The 26,060-nt window shown below is 55.9% G+C and carries 23 protein-coding genes and 1 tRNA gene; 17 read left to right on the forward strand and 7 right to left on the reverse strand.

Features of this window, described 5'->3' with window-relative positions; translation table 11 throughout:
* Nucleotides 1-179: 179 nt before the first annotated feature.
* The 16 genes from ACRDCA_RS21005 (at nt 180) to ACRDCA_RS21080 (ending at nt 17,088) form a co-directional block, all read left to right on the forward strand.
* The gene (locus ACRDCA_RS21005; protein ID WP_438691266.1) at nt 180-1,379 is read left to right on the forward strand and encodes an MFS transporter; all 1,200 of its coding nucleotides are present in this window, start codon (nt 180-182) and stop codon (nt 1,377-1,379) included.
* 95 nt (nt 1,380-1,474) lie between these two features.
* The gene (gene hisD, locus ACRDCA_RS21010) at nt 1,475-2,803 is read left to right on the forward strand and encodes a histidinol dehydrogenase (RefSeq protein ID WP_438691267.1); all 1,329 of its coding nucleotides are present in this window, start codon (nt 1,475-1,477) and stop codon (nt 2,801-2,803) included.
* Nucleotides 2,804-2,808: 5 nt separating this feature from the next.
* Entirely contained in the window at nt 2,809-3,573 is a 765-nt protein-coding gene (locus ACRDCA_RS21015; protein WP_438691268.1) for an SDR family NAD(P)-dependent oxidoreductase, read from the forward strand.
* A complete protein-coding gene (locus tag ACRDCA_RS21020) occupies nt 3,570-4,298 on the forward strand; it encodes an alpha/beta fold hydrolase (protein WP_438691269.1) in 729 nt (242 codons plus the stop codon). The genes ACRDCA_RS21015 and ACRDCA_RS21020 overlap by 4 nt, the downstream gene beginning before the upstream one ends.
* Nucleotides 4,295-5,086: an HpcH/HpaI aldolase family protein gene (locus ACRDCA_RS21025; protein ID WP_438691270.1), complete on the forward strand. Its 792-nt coding sequence runs from the start codon at nt 4,295-4,297 to the stop codon at nt 5,084-5,086. The genes ACRDCA_RS21020 and ACRDCA_RS21025 overlap by 4 nt, the downstream gene beginning before the upstream one ends.
* A 14-nt stretch (nt 5,087-5,100) precedes the next feature.
* Complete coding sequence (locus ACRDCA_RS21030) at nt 5,101-6,279, forward strand: cupin (protein WP_438691271.1); 1,179 nt, start codon at nt 5,101-5,103, stop codon at nt 6,277-6,279.
* Between the two features lie 165 nt (nt 6,280-6,444).
* On the forward strand, nt 6,445-7,176 hold the full coding sequence (locus ACRDCA_RS21035) for a FadR/GntR family transcriptional regulator (protein WP_438691272.1): 732 nt from the start codon (nt 6,445-6,447) through the stop codon (nt 7,174-7,176).
* A gap of 98 nt (nt 7,177-7,274) precedes the next feature.
* A complete protein-coding gene (locus ACRDCA_RS21040) occupies nt 7,275-8,162 on the forward strand; it encodes a 2-dehydro-3-deoxygalactonokinase (protein ID WP_438691273.1) in 888 nt (295 codons plus the stop codon).
* 11 nt (nt 8,163-8,173) lie between these two features.
* Nucleotides 8,174-8,821, forward strand: a complete 648-nt coding sequence (locus tag ACRDCA_RS21045; RefSeq protein WP_438691274.1) for a 2-dehydro-3-deoxy-6-phosphogalactonate aldolase — start codon at nt 8,174-8,176, stop codon at nt 8,819-8,821.
* Between the two features lie 4 nt (nt 8,822-8,825).
* Entirely contained in the window at nt 8,826-9,698 is an 873-nt protein-coding gene (locus ACRDCA_RS21050) for an SMP-30/gluconolactonase/LRE family protein (protein ID WP_438691275.1), read from the forward strand.
* 26 nt (nt 9,699-9,724) lie between these two features.
* Nucleotides 9,725-11,149: a sugar porter family MFS transporter gene (locus tag ACRDCA_RS21055; RefSeq protein ID WP_438691276.1), complete on the forward strand. Its 1,425-nt coding sequence runs from the start codon at nt 9,725-9,727 to the stop codon at nt 11,147-11,149.
* Between the two features lie 57 nt (nt 11,150-11,206).
* A complete protein-coding gene (locus ACRDCA_RS21060; protein WP_438691277.1) occupies nt 11,207-12,607 on the forward strand; it encodes an MFS transporter in 1,401 nt (466 codons plus the stop codon).
* Between the two features lie 21 nt (nt 12,608-12,628).
* Nucleotides 12,629-14,338, forward strand: coding sequence for a dihydroxy-acid dehydratase (ilvD, locus tag ACRDCA_RS21065; RefSeq protein WP_438691278.1), 1,710 nt, complete (start codon nt 12,629-12,631; stop codon nt 14,336-14,338).
* Nucleotides 14,335-15,240, forward strand: coding sequence for a dihydrodipicolinate synthase family protein (locus tag ACRDCA_RS21070; protein WP_438691279.1), 906 nt, complete (start codon nt 14,335-14,337; stop codon nt 15,238-15,240). The genes ilvD and ACRDCA_RS21070 overlap by 4 nt, the downstream gene beginning before the upstream one ends.
* A 42-nt stretch (nt 15,241-15,282) precedes the next feature.
* Nucleotides 15,283-16,065, forward strand: a complete 783-nt coding sequence (locus tag ACRDCA_RS21075) for an SDR family NAD(P)-dependent oxidoreductase (protein ID WP_438691280.1) — start codon at nt 15,283-15,285, stop codon at nt 16,063-16,065.
* Nucleotides 16,066-16,578: 513 nt separating this feature from the next.
* A complete protein-coding gene (locus ACRDCA_RS21080; protein ID WP_438691281.1) occupies nt 16,579-17,088 on the forward strand; it encodes a DUF3828 domain-containing protein in 510 nt (169 codons plus the stop codon).
* Nucleotides 17,089-17,330: 242 nt separating this feature from the next.
* Here the strand turns inward: ACRDCA_RS21080 and ACRDCA_RS21085 are convergent.
* From ACRDCA_RS21085 to xerD, 6 genes are all read right to left on the reverse strand, one after another.
* A tRNA-Gly gene (locus tag ACRDCA_RS21085) sits at nt 17,331-17,404 on the reverse strand.
* A gap of 160 nt (nt 17,405-17,564) precedes the next feature.
* On the reverse strand, nt 17,565-19,082 hold the full coding sequence (gene lysS / locus ACRDCA_RS21090; protein WP_438691282.1) for a lysine--tRNA ligase: 1,518 nt from the start codon (nt 19,080-19,082) through the stop codon (nt 17,565-17,567).
* Nucleotides 19,083-19,091: 9 nt separating this feature from the next.
* A protein-coding gene (prfB, locus tag ACRDCA_RS21095) for a peptide chain release factor 2 (RefSeq protein WP_438691283.1) occupies nt 19,092-20,190 on the reverse strand; the annotation gives its coding sequence in 2 pieces (ribosomal slippage) (nt 19,092-20,114 and nt 20,116-20,190; 1,098 coding nt in all).
* A gap of 358 nt (nt 20,191-20,548) precedes the next feature.
* Nucleotides 20,549-22,282, reverse strand: coding sequence for a single-stranded-DNA-specific exonuclease RecJ (recJ, locus tag ACRDCA_RS21100; protein ID WP_438691284.1), 1,734 nt, complete (start codon nt 22,280-22,282; stop codon nt 20,549-20,551).
* Nucleotides 22,283-22,288: 6 nt separating this feature from the next.
* Nucleotides 22,289-23,002, reverse strand: coding sequence for a bifunctional protein-disulfide isomerase/oxidoreductase DsbC (gene dsbC / locus ACRDCA_RS21105; RefSeq protein WP_438691285.1), 714 nt, complete (start codon nt 23,000-23,002; stop codon nt 22,289-22,291).
* A 27-nt stretch (nt 23,003-23,029) separates the two neighbouring features.
* Nucleotides 23,030-23,929 carry a site-specific tyrosine recombinase XerD gene (xerD, locus tag ACRDCA_RS21110; protein WP_438691286.1) on the reverse strand — a complete coding sequence of 300 codons (900 nt, stop codon included), beginning with the start codon at nt 23,927-23,929 and terminating at the stop codon, nt 23,030-23,032.
* Nucleotides 23,930-24,022: 93 nt separating this feature from the next.
* Between xerD and fldB the strand changes: the two genes are divergently transcribed.
* Nucleotides 24,023-24,541: a flavodoxin FldB gene (gene fldB / locus ACRDCA_RS21115; protein ID WP_021179810.1), complete on the forward strand. Its 519-nt coding sequence runs from the start codon at nt 24,023-24,025 to the stop codon at nt 24,539-24,541.
* 37 nt (nt 24,542-24,578) lie between these two features.
* On the opposite strand, the gene creD is transcribed toward fldB, so the two are convergent.
* The gene (gene creD / locus ACRDCA_RS21120) at nt 24,579-25,967 is read right to left on the reverse strand and encodes a cell envelope integrity protein CreD (RefSeq protein ID WP_438691287.1); all 1,389 of its coding nucleotides are present in this window, start codon (nt 25,965-25,967) and stop codon (nt 24,579-24,581) included.
* Nucleotides 25,968-26,060: the final 93 nt, after the last annotated feature.

Here is a 26,060-nt window from a genome sequence, read left to right on the forward strand (position 1 = left end):
TAACTTCATTCTTTGAATACGTATGCAAGCACACCGAAGGCCGTCAATTTTACCGGGGACACCGCGTCAAACTGATTGGACAAAACCCGTTAATGCCGTACTTGATTGGTTATAAACCACTAATAATAAAGAGGTTCACCACCATGTTTCGTGCACTTTTCAGTCGTCCTGAGCTCCGTTTGTTTTTTTCTATCAGCGTGCTGTTTTTTATCTGTATCCACAGCATCGATGCCTTTCTCGCGCCGATGATGATTAACCAGGGGATGGAGCCGCAGATTGTGGGCATGATCATGGGGGCCAGCGGGCTGGCCACCTTATGTATCCGCTTCCCGCTGGGCATCATTTCCGACGTGGTCAAAAGCCGCAAAATATTCATTCAAGGGGCATTGTTGCTACCGATTATCGCCTGGCCGATCGCCTACATTGAGCCTAGTGCGCTAACGCTGTATCTGGCAAAGGCTGCCGACGGCTTTACCGCCGCCACCTGGGTGCTCTATAACATCCTGTTTATTCGTTATTTCGATCGCAAGGATGCTCCGGCCGCAGTGGCGCTGCTGGCGTTGGCTGGCCCACTTGGGGTGTTTCTGGGGAACTGCATCGGCGGCATTCTGATCCACTACTTTACGCCAAGCATTGGCTATTTCGTTTCCTGCGTTTCGGCCATACTGGCCTTGATCCTGACGACCCGAATCAAGGACATACACGATCCGGCCAAGGCGCCGACCCTGAAAGCCTGCATTACCAGTGCACGCCGCCAGCTGGTTGATCCTTCGGTCTGGTTGATTGGCGTGCTCGCCACCATTGTGGTGCTGGTGCCGTTTGCCACACGCGATACCTTGACGCCAATCTACGCTCAGCAGCTCGGGGCCAAGGCCGGTATCCTGACCCTACTGAGCAATATTCATCTGCTGAGCTACGCCTTGGCGGTTGCGATGTGCAGTTCGGTGTTCTACAAACGGCTGGGGTTAGTCAAAACCGCTTTTATTGGCATTATGCTGCAGGTGCTTTCCAGCGTCGGTATTCCCTTTACCAGCAATATCAACCTGATCTATTTCTTGCAGGCGCTGGCCGGTTTCTCCTTCGGCATGGCATTCGCCGTCTTTATGTCACTGAGCGTGGTTAACACGGTGGAAGAAGAACAGTCTACCCGTATGGGATTGTTTCAGACCATCTACTCCTGCGGCATGTTTGCCGGGCCGGTGGTGATGGGCGTCATGCTCCAGCATATCAATCTGTCATCGGGTTATTTGCTGATCGGTGCCCTGTCGTTTGTGGCTGCCCTGTTAACGCCTTTAGCGGCGCGCAGCGTATATCAACGTCAATCAAAATTGGCAAAGAATAAAGATGAGGTTTCATCGCTGACCGCGCTACAGGACTGATTCATTAGTAACAACCAACCGCTATAAATTTACCACCTCGCACCTGATGCCGTTTTCGGCCGGGTATTGCCTGCGCAGAATAAAGGAAAAGAGTTATGGCTCATTATTTAAAAACCGGTAAGTCGCTGTCCGAGCGCCAGCAAAATAATAAACAAGTCAGTATCACGGTGGAAAACATCCTCGCTGATATTGAATTACGTGGCGATCTGGCGATCCGTGAATTATCCAACAAGTTTGATCACTACGATCGCAGCGATTATCGACTTTCGCAAAATGAAATCAATGCCTGTCTCAAGCAATTAACTCGCCAAGATATCAAAGATATTGAGTTTGCTCAGGAGCAGGTATTCAACTTTGCCAGCCAACAAAAGAAATGTCTGTTGGATCTGGAAGTGGAAACGCGCCCCGGCATTATTCTCGGCCATAAAAATATCCCGATTAATGCGGTGGGTTGTTACGTGCCAGGGGGCAAATACCCGCTGCTCGCCTCGGCGCACATGTCCATCATCACTGCCAAAGTTGCGGGATGTTCGCGTATCGTCAGCTGCGCCCCTCCTTTCCATGGCCAACCGGCTCCAGCCATTGTCGCCGCCCAGGCGATGGCCGGAGCCGATGAAATTTATGCCTTAGGCGGCATTCAGGCGATTGGAGCCATGGCGCTGGGTACCGGCTCTATCAGTCCGGTCGATATGCTGGTCGGTCCCGGCAATGCCTTCGTGGCGGAGGCCAAACGTCAGCTGTTTGGCCGTGTCGGGATCGATCTGTTCGCCGGCCCCACCGAAACGCTGGTGATCGCCGATGAGACGGTAGATGCGGAAATCTGCGCCACCGATCTGCTCGGCCAGGCAGAGCACGGCGTGACCACACCTGCCATTTTGCTGACCAATTCCATGGCGCTCGCCAAGGCGACCCTGCAAGAGGTCGAGCGGCTGCTCACGCAACTGCCAACCGCAGAGATAGCTCGTCAGGCCTGGCATGACTACGGCGAAGTGATCGTCTGCGACAGCTACGAAGAGATGTTGCAGGAAGCCGACCGCATTGCCTCCGAGCATGTCCAGGTGATGACCTCCCGTGACGACTGGTTCCTGAGCAATATGACCAACTACGGCGCGCTGTTCCTGGGGCCAAGAACCAACGTGGCCTATGGCGACAAAGTGATCGGCACCAACCATACCCTGCCAACGCAGAAAGCGGCACGTTATACCGGCGGGTTGTGGGTAGGTAAATTCATGAAAACCTGTACCTGGCAGAAAGTGCTCAGCGACGAAGCCTCCTCTGAGATCGGCGGCTATTGTTCACGCCTGTCGTTGTTGGAAGGTTTCTCCGGCCATGCGGAGCAGGCAAACATTCGCGTGCGGCGCTACGGCCAGCGCGACGTGCCCTACGCCAGCCCGGTGGCGGTTACGGATAACGACAGGGCCTGAACATGATGACGGTTCCCCATACACCCAGCTTTAGGGTCGACAACCAGCGGGCGCTGGTAACCGGCGGCTCACGCGGCATCGGTTTTGCGGCAGCCGTTGCCCTTGCCGCAGCCGGAGCCGAAGTCTGGATTGCCGCTCGCGACGAGCAACAGCTGCAACTGGCCGTCACGCTCGCCGCCGAGCAAAACATCCAACTGCACCCCGTCGTTCTGGACATTACGGATAGTCAGGCGGTAGCTACGGTGCTGGCTGAGTTGCCAAGCTTTAGCATTTTAGTCAACAGCGCGGGCCTGGCACGCCACCAGCCTTTTACCGAGGTCAGCGAGGAGAATTACGACGCGGTGATGGCGCTTAATCTGCGTGCCACCTTCTTTATCAGCCAGCATATCGCCCGTTCCATGCTGGCAAAGGGCGTGGGCGGTTCCATCATCCACATCTCGTCGCAGATGGGCCACGTTGGCGGCCCTAATCGCAGCGTCTACTGCGCCTCAAAGTTCGCGCTGGAAGGGCTCACCAAAACCATGGCGCTGGAGTTGGGAGAGGCGGGGATCAGAGTCAACACCCTCTGTCCCACCTTTATAGCAACCGAGCTTTCGCGGGCATCGCTTGCCGATCCTGCGTTCAAACGCTACGTGATGGAAAACATCAAGCTGCAACGGTTGGGAACCCTAGAGGACATCATGGGGCCGGTGGTGTTTCTGGCCTCCCCCGCCGCCGCGTTGATCACCGGATCGTCGCTCATGGTGGATGGAGGCTGGACCGCCACATGAAAGGATCAAGCCTGTTGGATACTACGGCGCTGCCACTGGTGCTGCTCGGCGGCACGCTGTGTACTGCGCGGCTATGGCAGCCGGTGATCAATCACATCAATGTCAGCACGGTCATCTGCGTGACGTTGACGGGATCGGATTCTGCCGAGGCACAGTCGCAACGCTTATTGGCCATGCTGCCTGCGCGTTTTTGCCTGGTGGGGTTTTCACTGGGCGCGATCGTGGCTTTACAGATATTGGCAGATGCCCCTCAACGGCTGGCAGGGCTGGCACTGATTTCGGCCAACCCTTTCACTGCCCCGCCAGAGTCTGCCGTCCCCCGGCGTGCGGCGGTGGCAGACGCCGCACAGCAAGGATTAGCCTCCTGGTTAACCGCGACGCTCTGGCCGCATTATGTAGCTGCTGAGCGCCTAGACGACGCCAACCTGCATGGCACCATCGTGCAGATGGCGCAGGAGTGCGGCCTCGCCACGTTTGCTCAACAAACGGAGATCGCCATTACGCGCCGCGACCATCGGGCTGCCCTGGCCAACTTTTCACACCCGGTGCTGATCCTCAACGGTGCTCAGGATGTGATTTGTACCGCACAGCATCATCAGGCCATTGCCACAGCCGCACCGGCGGCCCACTGGCACACCCAGCCCAACTGCGGGCACTTTCTTCCCCTTGAAGCACCGGAGTTTACCGCCGCTGCTCTTCGCCACTGGATATTGGAGCTTTTATGAGAATGAACCGCCTCAAAGAGGCATTTCGTCAGCAACTCCCCGTCGTCAACGGTTGGCTGGCTATCCCGTCGGGTTACAGCGCCGAAATTGCCGGGCATCAAGGATACGACGCCGTCACTGTCGATATGCAACACGGTATGATCGACTTTTCCAACGCGTTATCCATGCTGCAAGCCCTCTCCTCCACGCCTGCCGTCCCACTCGCCAGGGTGGCCTGCAACGATCCGGCGCAGATCATGCGGCTGCTGGATGCAGGGGCCTGGGGCATCATTTGCCCGATGATCTCCAGCGCCGAGCAGGCGCGGCAGTTTGTCTCCGCCTGCCGCTATCCCCCATTAGGTACCCGTTCATTTGGCCCTGCGCGGGCACTGCTGTATGGCGGTAAGGATTACCCGCAGTACGCCAATAGCGAAATTCTGACGCTGGCGATGATTGAAACCCGTGAGGGGCTGGCCAACCTTGACGCCATTCTGGACACCGCAGGGCTGGACGGCGTGTTTATCGGCCCGAACGACCTCTCGTTGACGTTAACCGGCAGCGCCAGCGCCGAATCTCAACACCCTGACATGCTGGCGGCTATCGAATTGGTGCTGGCCCGCAGCCGCGCACACGGCAAAGTGGCCGGGATTTTCTGTACCTCCGGTGAGGCCGCCGCTGCCCGTCTGGCACAGGGATTCCAGTTGGTGACGCCCGCCAATGACGTCATGCAGCTAGGCCGTGCCGCCCGTGAGGCCATTGCCGCCACCCATAGCAAACCTGCGCCCACCAGCGGTGCATCGGGTTATTAACAGGAGTCATCAACATGAAAACAGTAACGTTGAACCAGCAAGAAGCCGAATGCCGCCTGGTGCGTCCACAAGATATGGTGTCGTGCAGCGTGGCCTTTATCGACTGCAAGTTGCCGGGTTCCCACCTCAAACAAAACTACTCTTTTATTGGGCCGGGCGTGACGCAGTCTGCCTCTCAGGTGGTGAATATCCCCGAAGCCCACGGGTTTAACATCGGCGCGGCGGCCATGCCAAAAGGGGTGACCAATAACCTGCATTTACACTTCACCGCCGAGGTGTTCCTGATCCACGAAGGCACCTGGCGTTTTCGCTGGGGAGCCAACGGTGAACATCAGGCCGAATTCAGCGCTCCGGCAATACTGTCGATCCCCACCTGGATCTTCCGTGGCTTCACCAACGTCAGCCCCGAAGATACCTGCGGCATGGTGTACACGGTGTTGGGGGGTGACAGCACCGGCGGGATCATCTGGCATCCTTCTATCCTGGACGCGGCTAAAGAGTACGGGCTGTACCTGAGCCGGGACAACATGCTGATTGATGTCAACGCAGGAGATCCGCAGCCCGCGGCCGCCGATCTGTTGCCGCCATTAGACGAAGACAGCATCCGGGAATTACGTGATTACTCCATCGAGGAGATGGCGCGAAGGGCGGTGACTGGCGAACAACGCCAATGGTCATCTGATGCCTTGCTGGATGCCGTTCTGCCAGGGCACGGCGGTGAAATGGCACCGGTGATTGGCTTTGGTATCTCGCAGGATCGCAACGCCGCGCCACCGATTGTTAACCCTCATGGCTTCTCGGTGGAATGGCTACGTTTAGCCGATTCGCGCAAAGTGGGGCGTCATCTTTGTGAAAGCGTGCAGGTGCTGATGGTCTTTAAGGGGACGCTGGCAGTGACTTATAACCAGCAGGGAGAGGAAGTGACCATTGTGGCCCCCGAGCGCTCGGTGATTTCGGTTCCAGCCGGTTGCTGGCGCAGCTATCGGGCGTTGGACGGAGATATGGAGGCCACGCTGACCACTCAGGGGGATCAACGCAAACGCCTTTACTGGGATGAAACTATCCTTGAGGAGGCACGTAAGCTTAACCGCTGCCTGGATCCCGATGGCTATGTGACTAAAGCCAATATTCTGCCTGCAACCGCTCGCCGGGCTGGGGCGAGAATAGAGCGTCTTCCTGGTACTGTGCTTTAAGCTACTGAGGCCCTGCCCCCATGCAGGGCCTTGCATTATTTTCAGCCCCATCGTTATTATCATCCTGGCACGTTACCTCGAACAGGAAGCGTGACATAATTAGCTCTATACCAAGACCTTAGCGTACTATGTAGCCATAGTTCGGCCGCGTGTAATGAGACAGCAATGAAACTTCCCCAGTCTACAATTTCCGAATCCGTCACCCAGCATCTGGCTCGCCGTATCATGCATGGCGATCTTAAGCCGGGGCTTTCTTTACCTGGGGAAAATGAACTGGCCGTCGAGTATGAAGTGTCAAGAACCTCGGTGCGCAACGCGCTGCAGGTGCTGGCGGCCAAAGGGCTGATTTCGATTCAGGCCAAAAAGCGCAGTACGGTCAATCATCGCGATCAATGGAGCCTGCTGGATGTCGACGTGCTTGGTTGGCTGGCAGAAGGCGAGGTCGACCCCAAATTGGTCGAACAGTTGATGGTGACACGCCTGATATTCGAACCCAATATGGCGACACTGGCGGCGATCAACGCCAACGGGCATGACCTGGCAGCCATGGAAGATGCGCTCAATCTGATGCGTAACGGGCAGCTACAGGCCGAGCGATCGCTGTTTGAAGAAGGCGATCTGGCCTTTCATCAGGCGCTATTACGCGCGACGCATAACCCCTTCCTGATTGCACTGGGTAACGCCCTTTCTGCCGCGATGGTACTTTCTTTTAACCAAACGCTGGAAAAAGACGTGCGCCAAACCAAAGCTGCCGTTGACGAACACTTCGATCTGTATGAGGCCATTCGCCTCAAACGGGTAGATAGCGCCCGCCAGCAAATGCGTGTCATCCTGCTCAACGCCGCCAGAAAGCGTATCTGGCAGGATAATCCCGAACTGCTCAATCACATCATTTAAACCTCAGCTTAGTTAATTTCGATCTGGCTCACAGTTAACGCCTGCTTTTTGCTCTAGCATTCTTGTATTACAAGATTGCATTGGTTGTATTACTTGATATGAGCAAACATTGGATCGCCATAGACTGGGGCACCACCAACTTCCGTGCTTTTCTGATGCAGGAAGGGGAACAGCTCGAGCACATTAACCAAGCCTGCGGGCTGCTGTCCGTCGAGGATGGGCAGTTTGCCACCACGCTTCACCACCTGCTGCAACCGTGGCTTGAGCACCATGGGGCCCTGCCGATAGTGATGGCTGGCATGGTCGGTTCACAGCAAGGCTGGCATGACGTTGCCTATGCCCCGCTCCCCTGCGAGGCGGAAGATTTACTGTCACGCACGCTGTCATTTACCACTCCCTGGGGCAGCCCGGCGTGGATTATCCCCGGCGTCAACGGCATGAGCCAGTATCTACAGCCTGATGTGATGCGCGGTGAGGAAGTTCAGTTACTGGGCCTGGCTGCATTGCACCCTGCCGATGAGCAAACCGTTCTGCTACCTGGCACGCACAGCAAGCACGTGCTGATGAAGCACGGCCAGATCGCCAGCTTCTCAACCTTTATGACCGGTGAACTGTTCTCGCTACTAAGCCAGCACTCCATTCTGGGCAGAGCTTTACCACAACAGATCGAAAGCGAAGGCGCATTTTTACTCGGCGTTGCCACCGCACAGCGAGGAGCCCCGTTCTCTCACCTGATCTTCTCTGCGCGCACCCGCCGCCTGGCCGGGGAGATAGCTGCAGCCGAGATCCACAGCTATCTCTCCGGCTTGTTGATTGGCTACGAACTCCTGGCGTTATCACCAGGGCTGCAAGCCTGGATTGTCGGTTCGAATTCGCTGACCACACGCTATCAACTGGCAGCCAATCAAATGGGGCGGGATCTGCTTATCGCCAATGGCGATGACTGCTTTATTCATGGCCTCAGCCACCTCTTCAGCCAGCTTTAAGGAATACCACTATGAACTCGACACAGTTTATTGCCCAGTGGCGGCAGGAACCTTTGCCACTCGTCGCCATCTTGCGAGGGATCACGCCGGATCAAGCCGTGTCTGCCGCCGAAGTCCTGCTGGAGTGCGGTTTTCGTTATCTGGAAGTACCGCTAAATAGCCCCTCACCGCTGGAGTCGATTCGCCTGATGCGCGATGTCGTTGGCGAACGTGGCTACGTGGGTGCAGGAACCGTGTTGCAGCCTGCACAGGTGGAACAGGTCGCCGAATGCGGCGGGCAATTGATTATCGCCCCAAACTGCAATCCAGCCGTGATTGTTCGCGCCAGCCAACTGGGTTTAATCAGCATGCCCGGCGTGATGACCCCGAGCGAAGCGTTCAGCGCCATTGATAGCGGTGCCAGCGCGTTGAAGCTGTTCCCGGCCGAACATGTCACGCCGGAAATCACCAAAGCCTTCCGCGCCGTGGTACCGCTCGATGTCGCCTGCTTGCCGGTCGGCGGTATTCGGCCTGATGCAGTGCAAATGCGCAGCTATATCCAGGCCGGAGCTAACGGATTTGGTCTGGGCGGCGGTTTGTATCAGGCGGGCATGAGTATGGAAACGCTGCGGGCACGGGCAAAAGCCTATCAGTTAGCCTGGCGTGAATGCGCGGAATAATCAGATGAACAACACCTTCAGCAGCAACCTCAAAGCCATTGGGCAATATCGGGCACAGCTGGGTGAAACACCGGTGTGGTGTGCCCGCAGCCAGTCGCTGCTGTGGGTAGATATTTTGCAGCAACGGTTGCTGCGCTACTGGCCTGAGCAGGACGCCCGCATCGAAGTGCATAGCATGCCGCCTTTCACCAGCGCGGTACTGCTGACCAGCCAGCAAGAGACCTTTCTGGTCGTCAGCCACAACGGCATTGAGCTGTATGACTATGCACGCCGACGGTTTACCGCCCGGCTTTGCGCTTATCCGGACGAGGCCAGTGGTACGCGGCCCAATGAAGCCGCCATTGCGCCAGACGGATCCGTATGGTTCAGCACCATGCATCCCACGGCTGAACAGGCTATCGGCGGTTGGTTCCGCTTTGCCGCAGGCGACGTAGCGCCACAGTCCTTACTCAAGGGGCAACTCGTCCCCAATACCTTGCACTGGCATGCAGGAAATGTGTGGTTCGCGGATTCACTACGGCAGCGTTTTTACTGCACGGGTAAGTTCACTGCAAACCTCCGTGAGTTAATTGAACATGGCGTCGACGGCCTGCCGGATGGTTCCGCACTCAGCGTTTGCGGGCAGTTAATCAATGCACGCTGGGGCCAGTCACGACTGGTGCGCTATCAGCTATCCGGCATGCAGATGACAGAACTGGGGCAACTGCCCTTACCAGTGGTTCAACCCAGCAGTTGCACCTTCGGTGGCCCAACACTTTCCGACCTGTATATCACCTCCGCTCGAGACGGGCTGTTGCGGCCAACGGCGATGGATGGAGCACTACTTACTATGGCGACAACACTTACTGGTCAGCCAGCCGGGTTGTTTAACCTTTAGAATATTATAAATATCAAGGTGTTATTATGGACAACGCATCTAGCCCTACCAAGACCAACCCGCAAACGATCCTCGTTTGCTTTCTGGCAGCCCTCGCAGGACTGCTGTTTGGTCTTGATATGGGAGTCATCGCCGGTGCCCTGCCTTTTATTGCCAATGAATTTGGTTTAACTAGCCATCAGCAAGAGATTGTCGTCAGCATCATGATGTTTGGTGCCGCACTGGGTGCCCTGTGTAGCGGCCCGATGTCCTCATCGCTCGGCCGCAAAAAATGCCTGTTGCTGGGAGCCGTGCTGTTTGTGATCGGTTCCGTTGGCTGTGCGCTTGCCCACAGCACGGAAATCCTCGCGGTTTCCCGCTTTATATTAGGGCTGGCCGTGGGGGTTGCTTCCTTTACTGCGCCACTTTATCTGTCTGAGATTGCTCCGGAGCGGATCCGCGGCAGCATGATTTCGCTGTATCAATTGATGATCACCATCGGCATTCTGGCCGCCTTCCTGTCCGATACCGCGCTGAGTGCGGGCGGCCACTGGCGCTGGATGCTTGGCGTGATCACCTTCCCGGCGCTGGTGCTGTTTATCGGGGTACTGACGCTGCCGGAAAGCCCGCGCTGGCTGGCGATGAAAGATCGTCACGAACTGGCAGCCAAAGTCCTCCAACTGTTGCGTAACTCAGATAAAGAAGCCACCGATGAACTGAATCAGATCCGTGACAGTTTGAAGATGAAGCAGCGTGGCTGGCAGCTATTCCGTCATAGCTCTGATTTTCGCCGTTCGACCTACCTGGGTGTGTTGCTCCAGTTCATGCAGCAGTTTACCGGCATGACGGTGATCATGTATTACGCGCCTAAAATCTTCGAAATTGCCGGGTTCTCCACCACTAAAGAGCAAATGTGGGGCACGGTGATTGCCGGGCTAACCAACGTGCTGGCCACCTTTATCGCCATCGGCCTGGTCGATCGCTGGGGGCGTAAACCGATCCTGAAGCTGGGCTTTTCCGTCATGGCCATCTGCATGGGCATGCTTGGCTACATGTTCTACAGCGGCATTGCCAATCCAACGGAACAATACACCGCCGTGATCGTGCTGCTGGTGTTTATTACCGGCTTTGCCATGAGCGCTGGCCCGTTGATTTGGGTGCTGTGTTCCGAGATCCAACCGCTCGCGGGCCGTGATTTTGGCGTCACCTGCTCCACCATGGCGAACTGGATTGCCAACATGATCATTGGCGCAACCTTCCTGACGCTCATCGACACCATCGGCAGCCATAACACGTTTTGGCTGTACGGCGTGTTGAACGTGATTTGTATCGTGCTGACTCTGCTGTTCGTCCCTGAGACTAAAAACATTTCGCTGGAACATATCGAGAACAACCTGATGCGTGGCAAGCCGTTGCGTGATATCGGCCAACCACAAAACAGCCCGGTAGGGCAAACCGCCGCCGCAGAATAAAAAATAACAACCAAACCCACATCTTACTGCTTAGAAACCCGATTGCTGGAGATAAAAATGAATACACCAGTAGTGAAAAAAACACAGGAACCCACCGCAGAATCGCGGGTGTATAGCAAGGTCACTCGGCGGCTGATCCCGTTTCTGATTTTGTGTTATTTCTTCGCCTATCTTGACCGCGTCAACGTCGGGTTCGCCAAGCTGCATATGCAGGATGCGCTGAACTTCAGCGATACGGTTTATGGCCTGGGAGCCGGTATTTTCTTCATTGGCTACTTTCTGTTTGAGATGCCCAGTAACCTGCTGATGCAACGTTTCGGTCCCCGTTTCTGGATCGCCCGCATCATGGTGACCTGGGCGGTGCTTTCCGCCGGGATGATGTTTGTCACCACGCCAACCCAGTTTTATACCGTGCGTTTTTTACTCGGCGTGGCGGAAGCCGGTTTCTTCCCGGGTATCGTATTTTATCTCACGCTTTGGTTCCCATCGTGGCGTTCGGCCCGCACCCTGGGGCTGTTTATTCTGGTCACGCCGTTATCGACCATTATCGGTAGCCCGCTTTCCGGTGCGATCCTCAAGTTTTTCGAAAACGTCGATGGCCTGCATAACTGGCAGTGGCTGTTCCTGGTGGAGGCTGTCCCGTCATTCTTGCTGGCTTTCGTGGTGCTGCGCTATCTGGATAACGATGTAAAATCGGCCAAATGGTTGAGCGATGGTGAAAAACAGCTGATCGTCAACGATCTGGCCAAGGATGCCGCCAACCGTGAGCTGGCCAACCAGGGCAAAGTGGATAGCAGCCTGAAAGGTATGCTGTCGAACGGCTATGTCTGGCTGCTGGCGCTGGTGTTCTTTAGCTTCAATATCGGCTACTACGGCATCAACTTCTGGCTGCCTTCGATTATCAAAAGCTCTGGGGTGAGTGATGACCTCCATATCGGGCTGCTGGCTGCCGTACCTTATATTTTTGGTGCCTGCTTTATGGTGTGGAACAGCCGCCACTCCGACCTGAAACAGGAACGCCGCTGGCATATCGCCATCCCGGCGATGATCGGCTGCGTGGGGCTGGCTCTCAGCGCTTATTGCAGCGGTTCCACCTTCTGGATGATGACGTGGATCTGCGTGGCGATGTCCGGCACCTTGGCACTGATCCCAACCTATATCAGCCTGCCTGGCGCGTTGCTGTCTGGCACTGCCGCCGCCGCAGGGATCGCCTTCGTCAACTCGATCGGTAACCTTGCCGGCTTCTTTGGCCCCACGGTTCTCGGCTGGCTGAAGGATACCACCGGGCGTACCGATACCGGCTTGTATATCCTGGCGGGCTTCCTGCTGCTTTGTGCCCCACTGATCCTGGCCCTGCCTGCCCGGCTGGCGAATCCAAGAAAAACTCTCGTGTTACCTGAACAGAGCAGTACGCCTTCCAGCACTGCCCATAACATTAACGCGGCACCTCGTCGCTAACGTCACAAAGAGATTGAAACTATGAGTGCATGTGGAGGATGTGCCAGCTGTGGCACGCATTTCAACCCGATCCTCGAAGGGGACAATGGCGCGCTGAAACGTGCGTTGTATAAATCCATGGGGCATACCGACGAGCAATTACGCCGCCCGGTCATTGCCGTAGTAAACAGCTACACCAACGCCACGGCAGGTCACGCCAATCTGAACGAACTGACGGCCAAGGTGCTTGAAGGCATTGAGGAGGCTGGCGGTATCGGCATGGTCTTTGGCACTATCGCCCCTTGCGATGGCATCGCCGAAGGGCACCTTGGCATGCGCTATATTCTTGCCGCCCGTGAAGTGATCACCGCCTCGATTGAGGTCATGATGCGCGCTCATCGCTTCGATGGCATGGTGCTGTTGGGATCCTGTGACAAGATCGTGCCAGCCATGCTGATGGCCGCGGCCCGGCTGGATATTCCGGCGATCATGGTCAACGGCGGGCCTATGTATCCGGCAGAATATAAAGGTAAGCACTGGGACGGCAATATCGTTACCGAGGCTATCGGCTGGAAAATGCGCGGTGAGATCAGCGAAGAAGAGTTCGCGCATATCGAAAACATCGCCGAACCGGGGCCGGGTTCCTGCACCATGTACGGCACGGCCAATACCATGTGCTGTATCGGCGAAGTGTTGGGAATGAGCTTACCGGGCAGCAGCACTCTGCCAGCCGTCTCCAAAGCCCGCCGTGAATGTGCGGTAGAAACGGGCCGCCAGGCGGTAAGGCTGGTTTATGACGGCGTCAACGCCCGCCAGATTATTACTGCTGAGTCGATACGTAACGCGATTGTCTACCTGCTGGCCACCGGCGGTTCAACCAACGCCATTTTGCACCTGCAGGCCATTCACTACGAAGCCGAGCTAGGGCATTTACCGCTCTCCACCTTTGACGAGTTAAGCCACCATGTGCCGCTGGTTGCCGCCCTCTACCCGGCTTCTGAACATGACATGATCGATTTCTGGGAAGCGGGCGGGGTGCCGGCCGTCGAGTACGAAATCCGTAAGCTGATGGATCTGGATGCGTTAACCGTTACCGGCAAAACCAAAGGTGAACTGATTGCACAAGTGAAGCCAAGCTGCCGCCCAGAAGTGATCCATACTTTGGCTATCCCAGTGCGTAACGAGGCAGGTGTAGCTGTACTGCACGGTAACCTTTCCCCACTTGGCTGCGTGGTAAAACCTGCTGCGGTGCCAGAAAACCTGATGGTATTCCGTGGCCCGGCGGTGGTGTTTAACAGCGAACAGGAATCGGTTGACGCGATTATGTCAGCCAGTATCCAGCCCGGTAGCGTGCTGGTATTACGTTACGAAGGCCCGAAAGGCGGCCCCGGCATGCCTGAAATGTACAAGCCAATGAAGTCGCTGGAAGGTATGGGCCTGTCTGATAGCTGTGCGCTGATCACCGATGGCCGCTTCTCCGGCTCCAACCGCGGGCTGTTCGTCGGGCACATTTCCCCGGAAGCGGTGGATGGCGGTGAACTTGCGCTGGTAGAAGACGGTGACGAAATCTCCATTGATATCCCAACCCGTACGCTGACATTGCACGTCAGCGAAGACATCCTGGCCGCCAGGCGCGCAACATGGCAGCCGGTGAATAAAGAAGTCCCGCGTGGTTTCCTGCGTCTTTACCGCCGTTGGGCGCTACCGGCAGCACAGGGCGCCGTGTTGGCAGACCGGGAGGACGAGCAATGAACAAGCATTATGCCGCACTGGACATCTGCGGGGTCAATCCCATCGTGGCCATGCCGTTTACCTCCAGCGGCGAGCTTGATGAAGGCAGTTTCGTCCGCTTGCTGGAACATCTTGCCACCACCCAGGTGCAGGGAGCTACGCTGTTTGGCATCGCCAGCGAGTTCCCAAAGCTTGACGATCGGGAACGCGATCGTTTAGCGCAGTTGTTCGTCAGTACGCTGGCTGGCAGCCCGCTGTATCGTGCTATGTCGGTCACCGATCACAGCACCGAAGTGGCGGTGAAACGTGCACGCTTCTACGCCTCGCTGGGGGTGGATGCACTGATGTTGCTGCCGCCCTTCTTCCTGCAACCTTCGCCACAGGCGATCCAGGAGCATATCTTCGCGGTGCTGGAGGCCGTGGATATTCCGGTGATGGTTCAGTACGCCCCCGGCGAGACCGGTCTGTCAATTTCGCCGGAGCAACTGGCCGCCGTGGCAACCCGCTACCCGCATGCGGTATTTAAAATCGAATGCAATCCGCCGGTTGAATACACCCGTGAATTCCTGGCCCATGCCCCACAGGCCTGCGTGCTGAATGGCTATGCCGGGCTGTATATGCTGCAAATGCTGGCCGCGGGGGGGAAAGGAGTCATGCCAGGCTGCTCATTTAGCGAAATCTACGTGCGGATCTATCGCCACTGGCAGCGCGGTGAGCAAGCGTTGGCCGAGGCGCTGCACCTGACGTTGTTGCCCTATATCCAACGCTGGATGGGCCATTGCGAATACATTATTCAGGTGGAAAAAACCATTTTACAGCGGCGCAATATCATCGCCAGCGATTACTGCCGCCACCCCGGCTGGGCGTTGACCGCCGAAGACAACAAGCTGATCGACACCTTTATCGCCGACTTCCAACTCTAACTGCCGGGCTGTGATGCAGTCGCAGCCCGCAAGAGGCTTACCATGACGAGTTTAAAACCTGCTCGCGTTGTTATTATCACCGGGACCAGCCAGGGCATTGGCCATGCGATTGCGCACACCTATCTTAACAATGGCGATATAGTTATTGGCTGCGCCTTCTCTACGTTGGAGCGCGCGCGCCAAGCCAGAAAAATGCTGGCCGACTTTCCCGATCGCTTTTTCTATTTCTCCGTCGACGTGACCCAAACCGAGCAAATCAAACAGTTCGTGACGGATGCCGAAACGCTGTTTGGGCGCATCGATGTGGTGGTGTCCAACGCTGGGAAAAACGTATTTAAAGGCATTGATTGTGAAGAGAGCGATTGGGAGCATAACTTCGATCTGAACCTGCGTTCCCACTGGTACCTGGCGAAGTGCGCTCGCCCTGCCCTGCAAAAAAGTAAAGGCACGATCCTGGTGATCACCTCCAACCATGCGTTCTCGACCATGCCGGGTTGTGCGCCATACAACATCAGCAAACGCGCCCTGCTGTCGTTGGTGCAAAGCCTGACCATTGAGTGGGGGCCGGAAATTCGTACCGTGGGCATTGCCCCCGGCTTTATTGATACCGATGGCAATCAGGCCTGGTTTGATTCGCACCCGGATGCACGCCTCGCACGTGAAAGAACCATCAGAAAACATCCTGTTGGCCGCATAGGCCGCCCGGAAGAGGTCGGCGAGCTTTGTCTGTTCCTCTCCAGCGATCAAGCGGGTTTTATTGCGGGCACCACAATAGTGATGGATGGCGGACGCAGCGCAATTATGCAAGACGAGGACATCGCTTAATTCTGAATTACGAGTTCAATCTATAAATGACCGGTAACGCCTTACCGCCAAGATGTTCTATATTATCGCCGCTATCATTAGCCAAGCTACAGCATGCACAATGATAGCGGCAGGATGGGTGGTAACGACATGGCCAACAGATTGAATTTTGGCTAAATGAATAAACTCAGCAACCAGCCTAACAACTTATAGCCCTCTAATAATTTACACTATTGAATGGTAAGTGGATGCTCGACTCACAGGTTTTGAACCGCAACCACCATCCGATAGAGGGCATAATAAATTTTCCACCCGGCCCGTTTCCAGCGATGAACAAAAAAATCCGATCGCAATCTAGAACCTCATCGCACACTCTCAACCGTGGTGCTGATGCACGGCAAGCACGATCCGGTTAGTGGGCGTATTACCGAGCTGAAGAAGTATTCAGATAGAGATAAAAGCGCTAAGGTAACCCTTCGGCTAGCGCCGCATCGGTTGGTTTAAGGGATATAGACCTATTAAGGGATGATAACTATGCGTGTTTTGGCTTTGTTTTGCTTTTCTCTCCTTTCGTTTGCTGCATTCTCGCAGCCCACGTTGGCCGTTGAAAATCCGAGTGTTTTTTTACAACGGATCTACGACACCTATCGCAATGATGATCTCTCAACCCCACACTTAGGTGGACACGGCCCGCAGCGGATTGCCTCACAGGCATTCATCGCGGTATTGGACGAGGATCAGGCGTTAACTTTACCTGGCGATATGGGATTTCTTGGTGCCGATCCGATCTGCCAGTGTCAGGATTACCAGAACCTGGTAGTGACGAAGATAGCGGTTCTCGCCAACGATAATCAAAAAGCTCATGCCACAGTCACCTTTCGCGCTTTTAGCGATGACAGTAGCACTATCACCACCGGGTTTAATTTGGTGGCTGAAAATGGGCAGTGGTTTATTGACGATATTTTTGATACCGACCAAAACAGCGTTCGTAATGCCGTTGATAACAATAATAAATCCCTGCGTGCCAAGGGGGAAACTAATTGAGCCCCACTCTGCCTGATGTCATCGGTTTTGGTTAATTACCTGCTACGGGGCACATCTAGACACGTCATTCGCGATGTTAGCGTGGGTCATCTCTACCGAGTACTGGTTGAGGCTCATCAAAAACAGATGGCTAAACAGGAAACAGATAAAACTCGATGACTAGAGTCGGTAAGGTAACGGGCTATTACAGAAAGGGTAACTTAGATAAATTTGGAAGAACTTGAGAGAACGTAGGAAGTTATTGGAGCGGGTGAAGGGAATCGAACCCTCGTATGCAGCTTGGGAAGCTGCCGTTCTACCATTGAACTACACCCGCTTAGGTGTGCGATTGGCATTATAACCGGTTATGCGCGCCGGGCAAGCGAAGATAACGCGTAACTGCCGATGTTTTAAGCGGTTAGCAACAACCGACTCGCTTCAGGCGAAAAAAAACCGGCACAGTCACCCGCACCGGTTTAATCACTTACCGCAGAACGTTACTTGCTCGGGCGCATGGCCGGGAACAGGATCACGTCACGGATGGTGTGGCTGTTGGTCAACAACATCACCATACGGTCGATACCGATGCCCAGGCCAGCCGTTGGCGGCAGGCCGTGCTCCAGCGCGGTGACGTAGTCTTCGTCGTAGAACATCGCTTCGTCATCACCGGCATCTTTCGCGTTAACCTGATCGGCAAAGCGCTGCGCCTGGTCTTCTGCGTCATTCAGCTCCGAGAAGCCGTTACCGATTTCACGCCCGCCGATGAAGAATTCGAAACGGTCGGTGATTTCCGGGTTCTCATCGTTACGACGTGCCAGCGGAGAAACCTCTGCCGGGTATTCGGTAATGAAGGTTGGCTGGATCAGATGGCTTTCCGCAGTCTCTTCGAAGATCTCGGTAACCACACGGCCCAGGCCCCAGCTCTTCTCAACCTTGATGCCGATGGATTCGGCAATCGCTACCGCGCTAGCCATCTCGTTCAGATCGTCGAGGTTGGTTTCCGGGCGGTATTTCTTGATCGCTTCACGCATGGTCAGCTTTTCAAACGGCTTGCCGAAGTCGAACACTTCATCGCCATAAGGCACCTTGGCATCGCCCAGCACGTCCTGCGCCAGCGTACGGAACAGCGACTCGGTCAGTTCGATCAGGTCTTTATAATCCGCATACGCCATATAGAGTTCCATCATGGTGAACTCTGGGTTATGACGTGGGGAAACGCCTTCGTTACGGAAGTTACGGTTGATTTCGAACACGCGCTCGAAGCCACCCACCACCAAACGCTTCAGATACAGCTCTGGCGCGATACGCAGGTACATGTCGATGTCCAGCGCGTTGTGGTGCGTAACGAACGGACGAGCAGACGCACCACCAGGGATCACCTGCATCATCGGGGTTTCGACTTCCATAAAGCCTCTGCCCACCATGAAGTTACGGATCGCTGCCATCACCTGAGAACGGATCTTGAAGGTGTTGCGCGATTCTTCGTTGGCGATCAGATCCAGATAACGCTGGCGATAACGGGTTTCCTGATCGGCCAGGCCGTGGAACTTGTCTGGCAACGGACGCAGTGCTTTGGTCAGCAGACGCAGTTCGGTGCAGTGAATAGACAGCTCGCCGGTCTTGGTTCTGAACAGCTTACCGCGTGCGCCGAGGATATCGCCCAGGTCCCACTTCTTGAACTGCTCGTTGTAAAGGCCTTCAGGCAGATCGTCGCGCGCTACGTAGAGCTGAATACGACCGCCCATGTCCTGCAGCGTCACGAAGGAAGCTTTACCCATGATACGGCGGGTCATCATACGGCCAGCCACGGTCACTTCGATACCCAGTGATTCCAGTTCTTCGTTTTCTTTGCTGCCGTATTCGGCATGCAGCTGGTCGGAAGTGGTATCGCGACGGAAGTCGTTCGGGAACGCAATGCCGTTCTCGCGCAGCGCGGCCAGTTTTTCACGGCGTGACTGCAGCTCGTTGTTGAGATCCAACGCCTGTTCGGCGCCTTGTGCTTGTTGCTCAGACATTTCTGTTCCTCATAACCCGGCTTTCAAACTTGCCTCAATGAATTTATCCAGGTCGCCATCCAGTACGGCCTGCGTGTTACGCGTTTCTACGTTGGTGCGCAAATCCTTGATGCGGGAATCGTCCAGCACGTAAGAACGGATCTGGCTGCCCCAGCCGATATCGGACTTGTTGTCTTCCAGCATTTGCTTGTCAGCATTTTTCTTTTGCATCTCGTATTCATACAGCTTGGCGCGCAGCTGTTTGAATGCCTGATCCTTGTTCTTATGCTGAGAGCGATCGTTCTGGCACTGCACCACAATGTTGGTTGGCAAGTGGGTAATACGCACCGCCGACTCGGTTTTGTTGACGTGCTGACCACCGGCACCGGAGGCGCGGTAAACGTCAATGCGCAGATCCGCCGGGTTGATGTCGATATCGATATCGTCATCCACTTCCGGATAGATAAATACCGAGCTGAAAGAGGTATGGCGGCGACCGCCGGAGTCGAATGGGCTCTTGCGTACCAGGCGATGCACGCCGGTTTCAGTACGTAACCAGCCAAACGCGTAATCGCCGATAATCTTGATGGTGGCCGATTTCAGGCCCGCGACGTCGCCGTCGGACTCTTCAATCACTTCAGTCTTAAAGCCTTTGGATTCCGCCCAACGCAGGTACATGCGCAGCAGCATGCTGGCCCAGTCCTGTGCTTCGGTGCCGCCGGAGCCGGCCTGGATATCCAGGTAGCAGTCCGCGCTGTCGTATTCACCAGAGAACATACGACGGAATTCTAGCTGCTCCAGCTTGGCGCTCAGTTGATCGAGCTCAACCACTGTCTCATTAAAGGTGTCTTCGTCTTCCGCCTCGACTGCCAGTTCCAGCAGGCCGGTGACGTCTTCACAGCCCTGTTCCAGTTGATCGATGGTTTCGACAATGGCTTCCAGCGCCGAGCGCTCTTTGCCTAGTGCCTGTGCACGTTCAGGTTCGTTCCAAACGTCCGGCTGTTCCAGCTCGGCGTTGACTTCTTCTAAGCGTTCTTTCTTGGCATCATAGTCAAAGATACCCCCTGAGAACGGCCGTCCGCTCGGACAGATCCTGAATGCGGTTTTTTACCGGATTAATTTCAAACATGATTTTTTGCGTTCTTACGTTGATGTCGTCGATGGCGAAATGCCATTGGAACCGGTAATTCTAGCGGATCCAGCGGCCAGTTTATAGCGAGTTGGTTAGTTTTTGTGGGGATGAGTGATTAGGGGGCCGCAGGTTAATGCTTTCCCCTCAACCCTCACACAGGGAGTAATGCTTGTCAGTTAAGGTATCCGTCGCCCCTCACCCCCAGCCCTCTCCCGATATAGCGTCCAGGGACGCCCTAGGTACAGTGATAGGGAGAGGGGGCGAGTCCGAGGCCGCAGGTAGGCGCAGATGTCAATTTGTAGCACGTTAAGTCCCCTCTCCCTATGGGAGAGGGCTAGGGTGAGGGGCTGGTGGATTAACGCGGCCAGAGGTGTTGGATCAGCAACTGCACGTTACGATTACCACGGAACTCGTTGACGTCCAGCTTGTACGCCAATTCGACTTCCTTGATGCTGCTGTCCGGCCACTGCGTGGTGTCGACGTTGAAGGCGATACCGTCCAACAGCGGGCCGCCGCCGAGCGGCTCGATCATCAGCTTCAGATGTTTTTCACCCACCAACCGCTGTTGCAGGATGCGGAACTTGCCGTCAAAGGTGGGTTCAGGAAACGCCTGCCCCCACGGCCCGCCCTCACGCAGCAGTTCTGCGGTGGTCAGGGTCAGCTCTTGCATCATCAGCTCGCCGTCAGACCAGATCACCCCTTCCAGCATCGCCGGATCGAGCCATTCGCCCACCAGATCGCCAAAGCGTTGGCGGAACTCGTCAAACTTGGCCTCTTCCAGCGACAGACCCGCCGCCATGGCGTGGCCGCCGAACTTCATCATCAGCCCTGGGTTCAGGGTATCGAGCCGTTCGAGCGCATCACGCATGTGCAAGCCGGCCACCGAACGGCCAGAGCCTTTCAGGATGCCATCACCCGCCGGGGCAAAAGCGATCACCGGGCGATGAAAACGCTCTTTGATACGCGAAGCCAGAATGCCCACCACGCCCTGATGCCACTCTGGGTGGTACATCGCCAACCCATAAGGCAGTTCGGTGGTAGTACGTTCCAGCCGATCGCACAGCTCCAACGCTTCCACCTGCATACCCTGCTCAATCTCACGCCGGGTCTGATTGAGGGCATCGAGATCGTTGGCCAGCATACGTGCCTGGGCAATGTCATCGCTCAACAACATGGCAACACCGATCGACATATCGTCCAACCGCCCTGCCGCGTTCAGCCGTGGCCCAAGGGCAAAGCCAAGATCGCTGGCGGCCAATTGCCGTGCATCACGGTTAGCCACTTCCAGCAGAGCACGAATGCCTGGCCGACATTTGCCAGCCCGGATACGGTTCAGCCCCTGATACACCAGAATACGGTTGTTGGCATCCAGCGGAACCACGTCCGCCACCGTGCCCAGCGCCACCAGATCCAACAGTTCGGCCAGGTTTGGCATGGCCAACCCGCGTTGTTCGAACCAGCCGGTATCACGCAGCTTGGCACGCAGCGCCAGCATCAGATAGAAGGCAACGCCCACACCGGCCAGGGATTTGGAAGGGAAATCGCAGTCACGCAGGTTCGGGTTAACGATCGCTTCCGCTGCGGGCAGGGTTTCCCCCGGCAGGTGGTGATCGGTAACCAGCACCTGCATCCCCAAGCCATGCGCAACATCCACGCCAGCATGAGAGGAAATGCCGTTATCAACCGTGAGGATCAGTTCGGCACCGCGTACCGCCACCTGCTCTACCACTTCCGGGCTCAGGCCATAGCCATCTTCAAAACGGTTAGGCACCAGGTAATCGACCGAGCGACAGCCCATGCTGCGCAGGGCCAGCACCGTCAGCGCGGTACTGGTGGCTCCATCGGCGTCAAAGTCACCCACCACCATAATACGGCGGCCGTCGGCCAACGCCTGCTGCAATATCTCTACTGCGGCATCGATACCGCTCAGTTGCTGCCAAGGCAGCATGCCCTTGACGCTGCGCTCCAGCTCCTGCTCGCCCTGCACCCCACGCAACGCATATAAACGGCGCAGCAACGGTGGCAGACTGGCGGGTAAATGGCTGGCATCTGCCGCCTCGCGGCGGCGTAATTGGGTTTTGATACTCACCGTAACTTATTTCTTGGCTGCGGAGGCTGCATGCGCATCCAACATCGCGGCCATCTCTTTCGGCCCCTGATAACCTGGGATGACCGTGCCATTTTTCAGCACGATGGCTGGCGTGCCGCCAATGCCGAACTGGACGCCCAGCGCGTAATGCTGGCTGATGTCGGTTTTACAGGTCGCTGGAGATACTGCGTCGCCCTTCATGGCGGCATCGAAGGCTTTAGCCCGGTCAGCGCTACACCAGATAGAACGCATGTCTTTCTCTGCCTGAGACTCCAACCCCTGACGCGGGAACGCCAGATAGCGTACGGTGATCCCCAGATCGTTGTAATCTTTCATCTGCTCGTGCAGCTTGTGGCAATAGCCGCAGGTGATATCGGTAAACACGGTGATCACGTGTTTCTCTTGCGCCGCTTTGTAGACGATCATCTGATCTTTCAGCGCTTCTAGGCGGGTCATCAACAGTTGGTTAGTCACATTGATTGGCTCACTGCCGCTGACGTCATACAACGGCCCTTGCAACACGTGTTTGCCATCTTCCGTCACGTACAGCGTGCCGCCTTCGGTCAGCACGGTTTTCAAACCGGCAACCGGTGAGTCTTGCACGTCCGCCTGCTTGATGCCCAGGCTACCGAGCGCTTTGTGAATAGCTGCATCGTCAGCATGAGCCGCGCCGGTAACCGAAGCCACCAGCAGGGAGAGCAGCATTAAACCTTTTTTCATTCTTCCAATCCTTTCGATCCCTGCGCGTCAGCCGCGCGGGTGATGCTGTTGATGTAGCTGTTTCAATCTTTCAGTGGCTACATGGGTATAAATTTGTGTGGTTGAGAGGTCGCTATGCCCCAATAACATCTGTACGACACGAAGATCGGCCCCATGGTTCAGTAAATGGGTGGCGAAAGCGTGGCGTAGCACATGCGGAGACAGTCGTTCGCTGTCGATACCGGCTAGGATCGCATAGTGTTTAATCCGATGCCAGAACGTCTGTCGGGTCATTTGCTGGCTACGGTTGCTGGGAAACAGCACGTCCAACGTCTGGCCGTTCAGCATCCACGGCCTGCCGTGTTCCAGATAATTTTCGATCCAGTACACCGCCTCTTCCCCCAGCGGTACCAGGCGCTCTTTGTTGCCTTTACCGATCACCCGCACCACCCCCTGGCGCAGGCTAACGTCGCTGATGGTCAACCCTACCAGCTCCGACACGCGCAAACCGGTGGCATACAACACTTCCAGCATCGCCTTGTCGCGCAACTCCAACGGCTGATCGACACAGGGAGCCTGTAACAAAGCCTCCACCTGCGCTTCGCTCAGATCCTTGGGTAACCGCTGCGGTAATTTGGGCGAGGCTAATAGCGCGGTGGGATCATCCGCCCGCATTTTTTCACGGTTGAGATATTGGAACAGGCGGCGCATCGCGCTGAGCAACCGGGCGGAGCTGGTCGCTTTATATCCACCCTCTACCCGCTCGGCGAGAAAGGCCTGTAGATCCAGCGCTTCGGCCTGTAACAGGTTGCGATTGTTGGGGGCCAGCCAGCCGGCCAATGCCTGCAAATCGAGCCGATAAGAGGCCAGCGTATTCTCTGCCAGATTGCGTTCGAGCCACAATGCATCCAGGAATTGCTCAATCAGCGCACTATCTTGCTGTTGCACGTGGTCCTCTCTTGGTTGCGTTTTTACCACAGGCATTATGCCTTAAGGTATACTCGATGCAATTCTACACTCGGCATTATAAATGGTTTAAACATGAAGATTGGTCTGTTTTACGGCTCCAGCACCTGCTACACCGAGATGGCAGCAGAAAAAATCCGTGAGATTCTGGGTGAAGACCTGGTTGACCTGCACAACCTGAAAGACGTTTCCCCCAAGCTGATGGAAGACTACTCCATCCTGATCCTGGGTATTCCAACCTGGGATTTTGGTGAGCTGCAAGAGGATTGGGAAGCGATTTGGCCGCAACTGACTGAACTAGACCTGAAAGGCAAGATAGTCGCCATGTATGGGATGGGCGATCAGTTGGGTTATGGCGAATGGTTCCTGGATGCGCTGGGGATGTTGCACGACCAGCTTGCCCCGCAGGGCGTACAGTTTATCGGTTTCTGGCCAATTGACGGCTTTGAATTCACCAGCCCCAAACCGCTCAGCGCCGACGGCAAACACTTTGTTGGCCTGGCGCTGGATGAGGTGAATCAATACGACTTGAGCGAAGAGCGTCTGCAACAGTGGTGTGAACAGATCCTGCTGGAGATGGAACCTCTGCTGTAAAAAGAAAATGGGCGCGATATCGCGCCCAACAAAGTCCTTATTTCCACAACCTGAAGCGGCTCTCGCCATTACTGGCCGGTGTCTCAGCGGTTTCTGGTTCAGCGATATGGCCCTTCAAACGAGCCGGGTCGGCCACCTGATACCAGTCCAGCTTGCGTGTCAGCAGCATGATGCCCGCCAGAATGCCGAACAGCAGCACCGACCCTAATACCAACGCGTTATCTTCCGACTGCAACAGCATATACAGGATGCCATACAACAGTAGCAAGCTGGCGGCAAACAGCATGCCACGCTTGATCCCACGCAGCACCGCACTGAGGTAGAAGGCAATCAGTCCACTACAGGCCACGCTCGCCAGCAAATACGCCACGTCGAACCCCAGATGCTCCGAGAAGGCCAGCAGGATCAGATAGAACAACACTAGCGCCGCGCCGACCAACAGATATTGGATCGGGTGCACACGCAGCCCAGTCAGGGTTTCGAACAGGAAGAACGCCATAAACGTCAGCCCCAGGAACAGCACCGCATACTTCACCGCCCGTTCAGTCAGTTGATAATGATCGACCGGCTCAATCAGGCTGGTGGTGAAGGTCGGTAACTTTTCCTCTTCCATGATGCCGTTGTCATACATGAAGGCGCTGTTGATGTTGTTGGCAAACCAGGTGCTGCGCCAGCGGGCAGTGAAACCTCTATCGGTCACCTTGCGCTCGTCCGGCAGGAAGTTGCCGAGGAAGTTCGGGTGCGGCCAGTTGCTTTGCAATAACAGCTCGGAGCTGCGCCCCACCGGCACCAGAGACAAGCTGCTGGTCCCCGCCAGGTTCAGCGTAAAATCGGCTGTTAGCCCTTCTTTCTGCAACGAGGCCAAGGCCAGCGGCGCATGGATCCCCTGAGAAAGCCCACTTATCAAGGTGCCCGGCTCAAACTTGGCCTGCTGTTGAATCCCGTTGAGGGCAGAAATGCTTTTGATACCTCGGGAGTCACTCAGCGATACTGCCAGGAAGGGTTGGCCGATCGTGATGCTGCTGTGTTGCAGATCTGCCAGATCGGGTTGGGCGAATTTCACCTGGAAATCCAATGGTCCCTGGTAAACCTGAGTCTGATAGATACCCAGCTTGCGAATTTCAACGTTAGGTTTGCCGTTGACCACCAGAGACTCCGGCAAAGCAAAGCGTTGGTAGCGTTTGATCTGTACCTCAACCTCGCCTTTTTCGTTCTTCTTCTCTTCACGCAAGGTGTACGGGATCACGATCAGCGGCCCAAGAATGCGCTGCGCCCGGCTGGTGCTCTCGCTCACTTGCCCCACCACGCTCTGGCGATAGCCGCTGCGCTCCTGTACCACATCCATTAGCTGACCCACCGGGATCATCATCAGGATCATCAATCCCAGCAGGGTGGTTATTTTCCAAAACAGTACCGATTTAAACATCGTCGCAGACTCCTTGTAGGTAATGACGCTACGATAGAGCCGGCAAGTGAAATCAGAATGTGGTTGTGTGAAGGGAAGGTGAAGTGTGGGCAA

This window comes from Serratia sp. (in: enterobacteria), from assembly GCF_051654945.1.
Lineage (GTDB): Bacteria > Pseudomonadota > Gammaproteobacteria > Enterobacterales > Enterobacteriaceae > Chania.